The organism is Streptomyces sulfonofaciens (genome assembly GCF_014656295.1).
Classification (GTDB): Bacteria; Actinomycetota; Actinomycetes; order Streptomycetales; family Streptomycetaceae; genus Streptomyces; species Streptomyces sulfonofaciens.
Map to the genome: position 1 here is coordinate 648370 of NZ_BNCD01000001.1, position 12632 is coordinate 661001.

A 12632-nucleotide genomic window follows, 5' to 3' on the forward strand; every position below is an offset into this window, starting at 1 on the left:
GGCATGCACATACTCGTCCTCGGCGGCACCACGGAGGGCCGGAGGGTGGCGGAGCTGCTGACCGCAGACGGCGCGACCGGCGCGACCGGCGCGACCGGCGCGACCGGCGCGACCGGCGCGACCGGCGCGACCGGCGCGACCGGCGCCGACGGTGCGGCCGGTGCCACGGCCCGGGCCGCGTCCGCGGGTCCGGCCGTGCGGGTCACCACGTCGCTCGCCGGGCGGGTCGCCGCGCCGCGCACGCCCCCCGGCGAGGTGCGCGTCGGCGGCTTCGGCGGGATCGCGCCCATGGCGCGCTGGCTTGCCGAGCACCGGGTCGATGTGCTCATCGACGCCACCCATCCCTTCGCCGGGACCATCAGTTTCCACGCGGCCGAGGCCGCCGCCAGGGCCCATGTTCCCCTCCTCGCGCTGCGCCGCCCCGGGTGGGTGCCCGGCGCGGGCGACGACTGGCACCCGGCCGGCTCCCTCCAGGAGGCGGCCGCGCTGCTGCCCGCGCTCGGCGGCCGTGTCTTCCTCACCACCGGACGCATGGGCCTCGCCGCCTTCGCCGCACTGGACACGCCCTGGTTCCTCGTGCGCTCCGTGGACCGGCCGCAGCCGCCGCACCCGCCGCGGATGCAGGTGCTGCTGGACCGCGGCCCCTTCACCCTGGACGGCGAGCGCGAGCTGCTGCGCCGGCACCGCATCGACGTCCTCGTCACCAAGGACAGCGGCGGCCTCGCCACCGCCCCCAAGCTCACCGCCGCCCGCGAGGCGGGCATCCCGGTGGTGATGGTCGGCCGGCCGCCGCTGCCCGACGGCGTCCCGGTCGTCACCACCCCCGAGGAGGCGGTGGCGTGGCTACGGGTGCGGTGGGGCGACGGGTAGCGCGGCGGGCGGTGCGGCGTCCTCCGGATACGTGCGCGGTGTCCAGGCGACCACCACCTCGTCGCCGTCCGGCCCGCCGCGGCGTGCCGTGCGGGTCTGGGACGAGCCGACGATCAGGAGGGTGCGCATGTCGACCTCGGCCGGGTCGAGCGCGGCCAGCTCGACCACCCGGATCCGCTCCCCTGGCCCGCCGACATCCCGGGCGACCACCACGGGGGTGTCCGGCGCCCGGTGTTCGAGCAGCACGTCGCGGGCCTTTCCGACCTGCCAGGTGCGGCTGCGGGAACCGGGGTTGTAGAGCGCGAGCACCAGGTCGGCGGCGGCCGCGGCGCGCAGCCGCCCCGCGATGACCTCCCACGGCTTGAGCCGGTCCGACAGGGACAGCGTGGCGTAGTCGTGGCCGAGCGGCGCACCGGCGCGTGCCGCGGCCGCGTTCGCCGCGGTCACCCCGGGCAGCACCCGCACCGGCACCTTGCGGTACGCGTCCTGCGCGGCGGCCTCCAGCACGGCGGTCGCCATCGCGAAGACGCCCGGGTCGCCGCCGGACACCACCGCGACCCGCCGACCGCGCCGCGCCAGCTCCAGCGCGAACTCGGCGCGCTCCGCCTCCACCTTGTTGTCCGAGCCGTGCCGGCGCTGGCCCGGGCGGACCGGGATGCGGTCCAGGTAGGTCGTGTAGCCGACCAGGTCCTCCGCGGCGGCCAGTGCGCCCCGGGTCTCGGGCGTCATCCACAGCGGCCCCGCGGGTCCGGTGCCGATCACCACGACCTCACCCGCGGGCGGGGCACCGGTCTCGGCGGCGGGCGGGGCGGGCGCCAGGGCCGCCGGGAGCACGCCACGGGCGTGCGGTGCGCCGGCGGCGGCGTCCGCGTGCGGCTGCGGTGCGTCCGCGGTGGGGTCCGCGTAGGGCTGAGGCGCGTCCGCCGGGTCCCCGGTCGTGGCCAGATGTGCCGCGGGACCGGTGGCCGGGGGCGCCGTGAGGCGGCTGGGCAGGACCGCCACCGAGAAGTACGGCACGGAACCCGCGTCGACGGCGGCGAGTTCGCCGGTGCGCTCGCCGGGCATGGTGGCCCGCTCCACGTAGTGCGCGTCGGCCAGCCGGCCGGCCCTGGCGAGGGCGCCGCGCACGGCGGGGAAGGTGCGGCCGAGCTTCATCACCACCGCCGCGTCCGTGGCGGCGAGCCGTGCCGCCAGCTCCTCCTCGGGCAGGGTGCCCGGCAGGATGCTCAGCACCTCCTCGCCCTCCACCAGCGGGGTGCCGAGCCGGGCCGCGGCGGCGCTCACGGACGTCACGCCCGGCACCACCTCGGTCGGGTAGCGGTGCGCCAGCCGCTTGTGCATGTGCATGTAGGAGCCGTAGAACAGCGGATCGCCCTCGGCGAGCACCGCGACGCTGCGGCCCGCGTCCAGGTGCACGGCGAGCCGGGCCGCCGCCTGCTCGTAGAACTCCTCCAGCGCCCCGCGGTACCCGCCAGGGTGGTCGGTGCTCTCGGTCGTGACCGGGTAGACCAGCGCCTCCTCGATGTGGTCCGCACGCAGGTGGCGCGCCGCGATGGACCGTGCGATCGAGCGCCCGTGGCGTGCGCTGTGGTACGCGACCACGTCCGCGGCGCCGATCACCTCGACGGCCCGCACGGTGAGCAGCGACGGGTCGCCGGGGCCGAGTCCGACGCCGTAGAGCCGGCCGGTGCGCGGGGCGCCCGTGCCTCCCTGCGCCGTGCTGCCCTGCGCCGTGCTGCCCTGCGCCGTGCTGCCCTGCGCCGTGCTGCCCTGCGCCGTGGCGTGCGGCGCCCGGCCCGCGTCGCCGCGGGGTGCCGTGCCGTTCTGCCCGGTGCCGTTCCGTCCGGTTCCGTCGCGGCCGGTGCCGTCGTGGCCGGGCCGTCCGGTGCTCGCCTGAGTGCTCACTCCGCCTCGCTCGCTATCGCGTTGACGGCCGCAGCGGCCATCGCACTGCCACCGCGCCGCCCGCGCACCACCAGGTGCTCGACGCCGAGGGCGGAGGCCGCCAGCGCCTCCTTGGACTCCGCGGCCCCGATGAACCCGACGGGCATCCCGATGACGGCCGCCGGGCGCGGCCCGCCGGACCCGCCCTCCTCAAGGATCTCCAGCAGCCGGAAGAGGGCGGTGGGTGCGTTGCCGACGGCGACCACGGCGCCGTCGAGCCGGTCGCGCCACAGTTCCAGCGCGGCGGCGCTGCGGGTGGTGCCCAGCTTCTCCGCGAGTGCGGGCACGGACGGGTCGGAGAGGGTGCAGATCACCTCGTTCCCCGCGGGCAGCCGGCGGCGGGTGACGCCGCTCGCGACCATCTGGGCGTCGCACAGCACGGGCGCTCCGGCCCGCAGTGCGGCACGCGCCCGGGCCACGACGCCCGGCGTGTACCCGAGGTCGTCCACCAGGTCGACCATGCCGCAGGCATGGATCATGCGGACTGCTACCTGGGCCACGTCGGAGGGCAGTCGCGCGAGGTCGGCCTCGGCGCGAATGGTCGCGAAGGACTGCCGGTAGATCGCGGCCCCGTCCTTCTCATACTCGAACACGGTCACTGTGCGCTCGCTCGGGTCGGTGGTACGCGGACAGGGGGGACGGGGGACACAAGGGGGACGAGGGAGTCGGGGTCAGGGTCTGGTCCGGTGACGGGTGCGGGCGCCGGGGCCGGGACGGCCGTGCGGCGCAGGGCGGTGCGGTAGCCGTGCCGTGCGGCGGGGGTGGGACCGGCGGTACCCGGTGCGCCGTGCGGAGGGGTGCCACGGTTGTCGCCGGGTGCGCCGTCCTGCGCTTCCTGCGCCTCCAGGGTTTCCTGCGCAGGCGCGTCGTCCGCGGCGAGCACGTCGACCCAGTCGCCGTGCGGGTGACCGCACCGCCGTGCGCAGCCGGACCAGTAGACGGGCAGGCCATGGCCGCCGGCCGGGAGCGCGTCCGGGACGCGGGCCCCGGCCCGTGCGGCGGCCGAGGCGTCGGAGCGCACGTCGGAACGGGACTTGGCGCAGCCCGGCGCTCCGGTGCAGGCCCCGAGCCCGTACCAGGGGGAGTCGGCGCGGGTGACGAACCCGGCCCGCTCCAGTGCCCGCAGCCGTTCGTCCGCGACCGCCGCGGCACAGCCCGGCACGACGATCCCCCGCCACGGCGTCAGCCGCAGCTCCCCACCGGACCCGGGCAGCAGGGCGCGCCACTGCGCGACCGAGAGCCTGCCGAGCCGCGGGAAGACGGACAGGACGACGGTGCCGTCGGGGGCGGGCAGCAGACCGGGCGGCGGGCCGCCGGCGGTTCCGCCGGTTCCGCCGGTTCCGCCTGATCCGCCTGATCCGGCGGATTCGGCGGGTGCGGCGGATTCGGCGGGTGCGGTGGGTGTGGCGAGATCGGTGGGTTCGGTGGGTTCGGTGGGTGCAGTGGGTTCGGTGGGGTGTGCGGCCGCGGCGGTGAACTCCGCCTCAAGGCCGGCCCGGTGCAGTGCCCCGGCCAGGTCGGGCGCATGTCCCGAGGGCAGTTCGTCCACCCGCCAGGCGCCGGTGCCCGCGGCGCGCGCCGCGTCGAGGAACGCCCGCGCGGCGGCGAGCGCGGCCCGCGGCGCGTCGGCGGCGGCGATCCGCGCGGTGTGCGCACCGACGCGCAGGACCGCACGGCCCCCGGGCGCGCCGGACACGGTGACGTCGCCGCCGAGGCCGGTGACGTCACCGCGGCCGTCGTCGAGTACGAAAAGGAAGCGCCCGGACAGCTCCGCCGTCCAGTCCTGTCCGCACAGCAGGGCGTCGAGCTGCGCGGCCCAGGCGCGGGTGTCGGCGTGCCCGCGGCCGTCCAGGCCGGACAGCGGGGTGGCGACGATGTTGCGGACCCGCTCGTGCCGGTGGGACGGGAGCAGGCCCGCGCCGGTGAGCAGGTCCGTCCACTCGGCGGCGTCGTGCTGGTCGAGGCCGCGGATCTCGACGTTGCCGCGGGAGGTGATGCCGAGGTGGCCGTCTCCCAGGCGGTCGGCGGCGTCCGCGAGTACGGCTGCCTGCCGACCCGTCAGCACGCCACCGGGGACACGGATCCTGGCCACCCGGCCGTCCTCGGCGCTGTGCAGCCTGAGGGCGCCGGGGCAGGCGTCTGTGGTGGGCCTGGTGGGAGGGGGCATGCGGGCGAGCATACCTACGGGGTTCAACCGAAATATACGGCGCCGACCACGCGGACAGGGGATACCGTTCGGCCAGGGGGAAAGGTTTCAGCCGGACCCGGTGGGACGGCCGGGGCCGGACGGCACGGAAGGGGACGGCGTGGAGGGACGCCGTATCGCGCTCACACGCGAAGACCGCACGGCCGGCAACGAGTTGATCTCGCTACATGGCCACCTCGTCGACGACGGCAGCCTCGACCGGCTCGGCGGGCCCCGCACCGCGGCCGTGCGGTACGACCTGACGGATTTCGGCCAAGGGCTGCTGACGGACGTCGCCGCCGACCGGGAGGCGGCCCCGGCCCCGGGCACCACCGCTCCCGTGGCGCACCACGTCACCGACGCGGCCGTCACGGACCCGGCGGCCGACGCGGACGCCGCACGCCCCTGAACGGCACGGCTTCCCCGGCTTCCTCGGTTTCCCCGGCCTCTCCGGCCTCTCCGGTTTCCCCGGCTTCCCTGCCTCGACCGCCTCGACCGCCTCGACCGCCCCGACCGCCCCGACCGCCCCGACCGCCCCGACCGCCCCGACCGCCTCGCGGCTCCGGGCGGTGGCGCGGAGGCCCGGTGCCCGTCGGCGGTGTCCCGGTGGCCGGTCGGCGGTGGCGCGGTGGCCCGGTGGCCGGCTGCCGGTGGCCGTGCGGCTCGCGGGGTCCTGTGCCGGTGCCGGGCGGGGCCCGGGGCGGTCTGCGCACTGCCTGATCGTCAGAAAAGCCCTGTACCGGGCAGAGGTCCCCGCGAAGCCATGTGCGGCCGTACCATGCCTCACGGTGGTTCCGCCCCCGCGGGACCGCTGTTGCCAGCGACGACATGGGTCCCCACCGGGGGTCCGGGGGAGGAAGCCGGTGTGACACCGGCGCGGTCCCGCCACTGTGAGTCCGGCCCGGGGTGAACCCGGACCGGGCGAGTCAGGAACTCCCGCCGTCCACACGACCACCCGGGGCGTGGACACCCCGAGGAAGGCCCCGCCGCATGATCCTGCTGCTGTCGACCTCCGACACGGACCTGCTCAGCGCCCGCGCAGCCGAAGGCCCCGTCACCTACCGGTACGCGAACCCGACCCGGCTCGCCCTGGACGACCTGCCCGCCCTGCTCGACGGCGTCGACCTCGTGGTCGTGCGCCTCCTCGGCGGCATCCGGGCCTGGCAGGACGGCCTCGACCTGCTCCTCGGCGCGGACAGGACCGCATCCTCGGACGGCACGGGCACGGGCACCGGCGGCGAGGTGGAGGCCGCCGGGACCGGGGGCGGGCCGGGCGCACCGGACGTGCCCCGCCTCCCCGTCGTCGTCCTCACCGGCGAACAGGCCCCGGACGCCCAACTGATGGCCGCCTCCACCGTCCCCATCGGCATCGCCGCGGAGGCGCACGCCTACCTGGCGCACGGCGGCCCCGCCAACCTGGCCCAACTCGCCCGCTTCCTGTCGGACACGGTCCTGCTCACCGGCCACGGCTTCGACCCCCCGGCCCCCGCCCCCACCTGGGGCCACCTGACGGGCCCCACCGGATCCGAGGCGGCACCCGCGGCCCGGCCCCAGGCCGAACCCGCCGCCCCCCGCCCGACCGTCGCCGTCCTCTACTACCGGGCCCACCAGATGAGCGGCAACACCGGCTTCGTGGCGGCGCTCTGCACCGCCATCGAGGACGCCGGAGCCCGCCCCCTGCCCCTCTACGTCGCCTCCCTGCGCGCCCCCGAGCCCGAGCTGATCGAGGAGCTGCGCGCGGCGGACGCCATCGTCACCACCGTGCTCGCCGCGGGCGGCAGCAGGCCCGCACAGGCGTCGGCGGGCGGCGACGACGAGGCGTGGGACGCGGGGGCGCTGGCCGCGCTGGACGTTCCGGTGCTCCAGGCGCTCTGCCTGACCAGCCCGCGCAGCGCGTGGGAGGAGAACGACGAGGGTGTTTCGCCGCTGGACGCGGCGAGCCAGATCGCGGTGCCCGAGTTCGACGGGCGGCTGATCACAGTGCCGTTCTCCTTCAAGGAGATCGACGAGGACGGCCTGCCCTCGTACGTGGCCGACCCGGAGCGCGCGGCGCGGGTCGCCGGCATCGCCGTGCGCCACGCGCGCCTGCGCCACATACCGGCCGAGCGCAAGCGCCTGGCGCTGGTGCTCTCCGCGTACCCCACCAAGCACTCCAGGATCGGCAACGCCGTGGGCCTGGACACGCCGGCCTCCGCGGTGGCGCTGCTGCGCAGGCTCAGCGCGGAGGGCTACGACCTCGGTGAGCCGGACCCGCAGACGGGCGCGCCCGCCGTGCCCGGGCTGGCCTCGGGCGACGGCGACGAGCTGATCCGCGCGCTGATCGACGCGGGCGGCCACGACCAGGACTGGCTGACCGAGGAGCAACTGGCCCGCAACCCGATCCGGATCCCGGCCGCCGACTACGAGCGCTGGTTCGCCACCCTCCCCGAGGAGCTGCGGGCCGCGGTGGAGCGGCACTGGGGCCCGCCGCCCGGCGAGATGTTCGTCGACCGCAGCCGGGCCGGTGCCGACGGCGCCGGGGACATCGTGCTGGCCGCGCTGCGGTACGGCAACGTCCTCATCCTCATCCAGCCGCCGCGCGGCTTCGGCGAGAACCCCATCGCGATCTACCACGATCCGGACCTGCCGCCGTCCCACCACTACCTGGCCGCCTACCGCTGGCTCGCGGCCCCTGCCGGCGAGGGCGGCTTCGGCGCGGACGCCGTGATCCACCTCGGCAAGCACGGCAACCTGGAGTGGCTGCCCGGCAAGAACGCGGGCCTGTCCGCGGCCTGCGCCCCCGACGCCGCCCTGGGCGACCTGCCGCTGGTCTACCCGTTCCTGGTGAACGACCCGGGCGAGGGCACGCAGGCCAAGCGCCGCGCGCACGCCACCCTCGTCGACCACCTCGTGCCGCCGATGGCCCGCGCCGACTCCTACGGCGACATCGCCCGCCTCGAACAACTGCTGGACGAGCACGCCCAGATCGCCGCCATGGACCCGGCGAAGCTCCCGGCGATCCGCGCCCAGATCTGGACGCTGATCCAGGCCGCCCGGCTCGACCACGACCTCGGGCTCGCGGACCGGCCCGACGACGAGGGCTTCGACGACCTGATCCTGCACGTCGACGGCTGGCTCTGCGAGGTCAAGGACGCCCAGATCCGCGACGGCCTGCACGTGCTGGGCGCACCGCCGGCCGGCGGGGACCGGGTCAACCTGGTCCTCGCGATCCTGCGCGCCCGCCAGATCTGGGGCGGCAGCACGGCGCTGCCCGGACTGCGCGAGGCCCTCGGCCTGGACGAGTCCGCGGCGACCAGGACCGCCGCCGACACCGCGGAGGAGCAGGCCCGCGCGCTCGTCACGGCCATGGAGGACGCCGACTGGGACCCGGCCGCGGTGCCCCGGGTGGCCGCGGGCCTGCCGGACGCGGTCGCGGACATCCTCGCCTTCGCGGCCCGCGAGGTGGTGCCGCGGCTGGCCGCCACGACCGCCGAGCTGGACCACACCGTGCACGCCCTGAACGGCGGCTTCGTGCCCGCGGGCCCGTCCGGTTCGCCGCTGCGCGGCCTCGTCAACGTCCTGCCGACGGGCCGCAACTTCTACTCCGTGGACCCGAAGGCGATCCCGTCCCGGCTCGCCTGGGAGACCGGCCAGGCACTCGCCGACTCCCTCCTCGCCCGCTACCGCGCCGACAACGACGGCGCGTGGCCGACGTCCGTGGGCCTGTCGCTGTGGGGGACGAGCGCGATGCGCACCGCGGGCGACGACGTCGCCGAGGCGCTGGCGCTGCTCGGCGTGCGGCCGGTGTGGGACGACGCGTCGCGGCGGGTCACCGGCCTGGAGCCGGTGCCGCTCACGACGCTGGGCCGGCCCCGCGTCGACGTCACGCTGCGCATCTCGGGCTTCTTCCGCGACGCGTTCCCGCACACCGTCGCCATCCTCGACGACGCGGTGCGGATGGTCGCGGCACTCGACGAGCCCGACGAGAGCAACCACGTGCGCGCCCACACCCGGGCCGACCTGGCGGCGGGCGCCGACGAGCGGCGCGCCACCACCCGGATCTTCGGCTCCCGGCCGGGCACGTACGGCGCGGGCCTGCTCCAGCTCATCGACTCCCGCGACTGGCGCACCGACGCCGACCTCGCCGAGGTGTACACGGTCTGGGGCGGCTACGCGTACGGCCGCGGGCTCGAAGGGCGTCCGGCACGTGCCGAGATGGAGTCGGCGTACCGGCGGATCGCGGTGGCCGCGAAGAACACCGACACCCGCGAGCACGACATCGCCGACTCCGACGACTACTACCAGTACCACGGCGGCATGGTGGCCGCGGTGCGCGCGCTGCGCGGCAGCGCGCCCGCCGCGTACATCGGCGACTCCACGCGACCCGAGACGGTGCGCACCCGCACCCTCACCGAGGAGACCTCCCGGGTCTTCCGGGCCCGCGTGGTCAACCCGAAGTGGGTCGAGGCGATGCGCCGGCACGGCTACAAGGGCGCCTTCGAGCTGGCCGCCACGGTCGACTACCTCTTCGGCTACGACGCGACGACCGGAGTGGTCGCCGACTGGATGTACGACAAGCTCACCGAGACCTACGTCCTGGACCCGGTGAACCGCGCGTTCCTGGAGGAGTCCAACCCCTGGGCGCTGCACGGCATCGCGGAGCGCCTCCTGGAGGCGGAGTCCCGCGGTATGTGGGCCAAGCCGGATCCGGCGGTCCTCGCAGCCCTGCGGGAGGCGTTCCTGGAGGTGGAGGGCTCCCTCGAAGAGGACTCGGAAGACGGCGCGGACGGCGTCTGAGGCCGGCGCACCGGTGCCGTCGGCGAACCGGCCGGCGGCACCGGCGCACCGGTGGCGGTGCGCTTCACGGCACCGGGGCGCCTGGCGGCACCGGGGCGGCAGGTGGCGGGGCGCCAGGCGTGCCGGTGCGCCGGTGCGCCGGTGGCGGGGGGTCAGGCGGTGCTGGTGAGGACCGCCTTCATCACCGTTCCGTCCGCGACCGCCGCCAGCGCCCGCGCGTGCTCGGCGAGCGGGAACTCGGTCACCAGGGACGCAAGGTCGAAGCGCGCGTTCAGGGCGGGAAGCAGGCGCACGTACTCCACGAGGTGGGCGCCGGAGAACGCCCAGGAGCCGATCACGTCGAGCTGGCGGTGCACGATCTGGTGGGGGTTGAGGAGGGTGTCACCGGCATCGGTGTACTGGCCCACCACCAGGTACGAGCCGCCCCGCCGGGCCAGGGTGAGCCCCTGGGCGACGGCCGCGGGGACGCCCGCGCACTCGATCACCAGATCGGCACCGGCGCCCCCGGTGGCGGCGCGCACCTCGTCGAGGACGGCGCCGGGGTCGGCGGCGCCCGCGATGTCCAGGTGGACGTCGCCGATGCCCGCGGCGGCCGCCAGCCGCAGCCGGCCCGCCGGACCGCCCGCGACGATCACCTTCGCGGCCCCGGAGAGCTGCGCGAAGGCCGCCGCCGCGAGCCCCACGGGCCCGCTGCCCTGCACCACCACGGTCTCCCCGAGCCGGACCGGGCGCCGCTCGTACAGGGCGTGCACCACGGTCGGGCCCGCGCAGGCCAGTGCCATCGCGGCCGGCGGCGGGACGTCCTCGGGGGCGCGCACCAGGGTGGTGCCCGGTTGCAGCACGATGTGGTCGGCCCAGGACCCGGAGAGCGCGGGCCCGTCGGTGATCGAGCGGTTGACGCCGTAGGTGCGGCGGTTCTCGCAGAGCGTGGGCTCGCGGTGCAGCCGGCACGGCGGGCACTGGCCGCATGCGATCGACGAGGCCCACATCACCGCGTCGCCCTCGCGCAGCGGCGCACCCGTCGCGTCGTGCGTCAGCCCGGGCCCCAGCTCACGCACGGTGCCCAGTCCCTCGTGGCCGAGCACGAGCGGGGTGGGCACCGGCAGGTGCCCCTGCTGGAGGTGCAGATCCGTCCCGCAGATCCCGCCGTACCCGCACGCGACGACGGCGCCCCCGGCGGGTGCCCCCGGCACCCCGAACTCCCGCAGCACGGTGGGCCGCCCGACCTCTTCCAGTACGACGGCCCGTCCCACGACACCCTCTCCCACAGTCATAGGGCCATGGTCGCAGCCACCGCCTCCCGCCCGGGCGGCACCCGGGAGGTACGGGCGCCTCCTTCACCTCGCGCCGGGCCGGGGCCCGGACTCCCGTCCTGAGCGGGCGCACGGCCGGGCGGCGGCCGGGGCCCGGCGGCCGGGCACCGGGCACCACTCGTGGCCGGCACCGCGGCCGGTGCCGGGCACCCCGGTCGGCCCACGCGCCGTGGGCGCACTACGCCCCCACCCGCCCCCGCACGTACCGCCCGAGCGCCGTCGTCGCCGCCGTCAGGAAGACGAAGGTGTAGAGGATCTGGATGACCGTGACCAGGCGCGCGGACTGGCCGAGGGGGGCGATGTCGCCGTAGCCGACGGTGGCGAGGGTGACCATGGTGAAGTACACGGCGTCGAGGCGGGTGTGCAGGCTGCGGATCTCGCCGGGCTGCTTGGCCAGGGCGAAGTAGGCGGCCGAGAAGACCAGCACGGTGAGGCAGACGAGCAGGGGGATCACCAGGCCCGGCCTGCGTCGCGGGCGGTCCGTGAGCACCGCGAGGACCTCCCGGACGAGGAGGGCGGCGACGAGGGCGAGGGCGGTGACGAAGACCGTCCAGCTCACCGCTGGGTGCCGGGGGCCGAGGCCGTCCAGGGGGAGCAGCCAGTACGCCGCCACCATGGCCGCCGCGAGCAGGACCGCCACCGCGTACACCCGCGCGGGCGCGAAGGAGCCGCGCCCGTCCGGCGGGCGCCCGGCGGGGCCCGGGTGGGCGGGTCCGGCGGGACCAACCGGGCCGCCCCCGCCGGGGCCCGCACCGGAGCCGCCTCCGCCGGGGCCCGCAGGGGGGCGACCCGGACCGTCCCCGCCGGGCCGGCCCCCGTCGCCCCCGCCGGGCTCAGTCCATCTGCACACGCCTGCGGTCCGTGCACAGCGCCCACACCACGAAGATGTCGATGGCGATGGAGATCAGCGCCCAGACCGGCTGGTAGGGCAGCCAGATGAAGTTCGCGATGATGCTCAGCGACGCCATCGCCACACCGAAGGCCCGCGCCAACGGCGCCCTGGCCAGGATGCCCAGGCCCGCGAGGACGACCACGATGCCGACGCCCAGGTGCAGCCAGCCCCAGGAGTTCACGCTGAACGCGTAGACGTAGTTCCCCACCCCCGCGAACGCGTTGTTGCTGATGATCCCCGCGATGCCCTTGAGGATGCTGAGCAGGCCGTCCACAAGGAGCAGGATGCCCGCGAAGATCGTGCCGCCCCTGGCGAGGCCGCCGGCCATCCCGCCGGGTGGGGGGCGGTGGGGCGTGCGGGGTGCCGCTGTCTGTGCCATGAGAGGGCTCCTTATGTCGGAAGAGGACACCTGGAGCTGAGCCGGTGTCCCTAGCTCATATCGAGCGTGTGCGCCCCTTGTGGGCCCCACCACCGCAGTACGGCCAAACGGGTGATGGCCTTCCCGTCGCCGCAGGTCAGGGCCGTGCGAGAGTGGCCGTCGAACCCCGCGACGCGTCGAAGGCGCCGCGTGCGCGTCACTCCACCGGCCCCGCGAAGGGCGCCCGGGGCGTGTGCGCTGTCGCGGACCGGCCGCCGCTGCCCCTGCCGGTCG

The 12632-nt window shown here is 76.3% G+C and carries 9 protein-coding genes and 1 riboswitch; of the genes, 3 read left to right on the forward strand and 6 right to left on the reverse strand.

The genetic code is table 11. The features are described from left to right. Positions 1-3: 3 nt before the first annotated feature. Positions 4-870, forward strand: coding sequence for a cobalt-precorrin-6A reductase (locus IE313_RS02595; protein ID WP_229924294.1), 867 nt, complete (start codon positions 4-6; stop codon positions 868-870). Here the strand turns inward: IE313_RS02595 and cobJ are convergent. The 3 genes from cobJ to cobG all read right to left on the reverse strand — a co-directional run bounded on the left by cobJ (position 844) and on the right by cobG (position 4981). Beyond that, the gene (gene cobJ, locus IE313_RS02600; protein ID WP_189929301.1) at positions 844-2514 is read right to left on the reverse strand and encodes a precorrin-3B C(17)-methyltransferase; all 1671 of its coding nucleotides are present in this window, start codon (positions 2512-2514) and stop codon (positions 844-846) included. The two genes, IE313_RS02595 and cobJ, sit on opposite strands and share 27 nt — an antisense overlap. A 257-nt stretch (positions 2515-2771) precedes the next feature. Next, positions 2772-3407: a precorrin-8X methylmutase gene (locus IE313_RS02605; protein WP_189929176.1), complete on the reverse strand. Its 636-nt coding sequence runs from the start codon at positions 3405-3407 to the stop codon at positions 2772-2774. Between the two features lie 2 nt (positions 3408-3409). Further along, the gene (gene cobG, locus IE313_RS02610) at positions 3410-4981 is read right to left on the reverse strand and encodes a precorrin-3B synthase (RefSeq protein ID WP_229924295.1); all 1572 of its coding nucleotides are present in this window, start codon (positions 4979-4981) and stop codon (positions 3410-3412) included. 139 nt (positions 4982-5120) lie between these two features. On the opposite strand from cobG, the gene IE313_RS02615 reads away from it, so the two are divergent. Beyond that, positions 5121-5408: a hypothetical protein gene (locus IE313_RS02615; RefSeq protein WP_189929177.1), complete on the forward strand. Its 288-nt coding sequence runs from the start codon at positions 5121-5123 to the stop codon at positions 5406-5408. A 444-nt stretch (positions 5409-5852) separates the two neighbouring features. After that, positions 5853-5935, forward strand: a riboswitch (cobalamin riboswitch). A 54-nt stretch (positions 5936-5989) separates the two neighbouring features. Then, a complete protein-coding gene (cobN, locus tag IE313_RS02620) occupies positions 5990-9775 on the forward strand; it encodes a cobaltochelatase subunit CobN (RefSeq protein WP_189929178.1) in 3786 nt (1261 codons plus the stop codon). Positions 9776-9927: 152 nt separating this feature from the next. Here the strand turns inward: cobN and IE313_RS02625 are convergent, their stop codons facing one another. The 3 genes from IE313_RS02625 to IE313_RS02635 form a co-directional block, all read right to left on the reverse strand. After that, the gene (locus tag IE313_RS02625; protein WP_189929179.1) at positions 9928-11049 is read right to left on the reverse strand and encodes a zinc-binding dehydrogenase; all 1122 of its coding nucleotides are present in this window, start codon (positions 11047-11049) and stop codon (positions 9928-9930) included. Between the two features lie 217 nt (positions 11050-11266). After that, complete coding sequence (locus tag IE313_RS02630) at positions 11267-11704, reverse strand: potassium channel family protein (RefSeq protein ID WP_189929303.1); 438 nt, start codon at positions 11702-11704, stop codon at positions 11267-11269. 217 nt (positions 11705-11921) lie between these two features. Further along, positions 11922-12359 (reverse strand): DUF7144 family membrane protein, encoded by a 438-nt coding sequence (locus tag IE313_RS02635; protein ID WP_189929180.1) that lies wholly within the window; start codon positions 12357-12359, stop codon positions 11922-11924. Between the last annotated feature and the right edge of the window lie 273 nt (positions 12360-12632).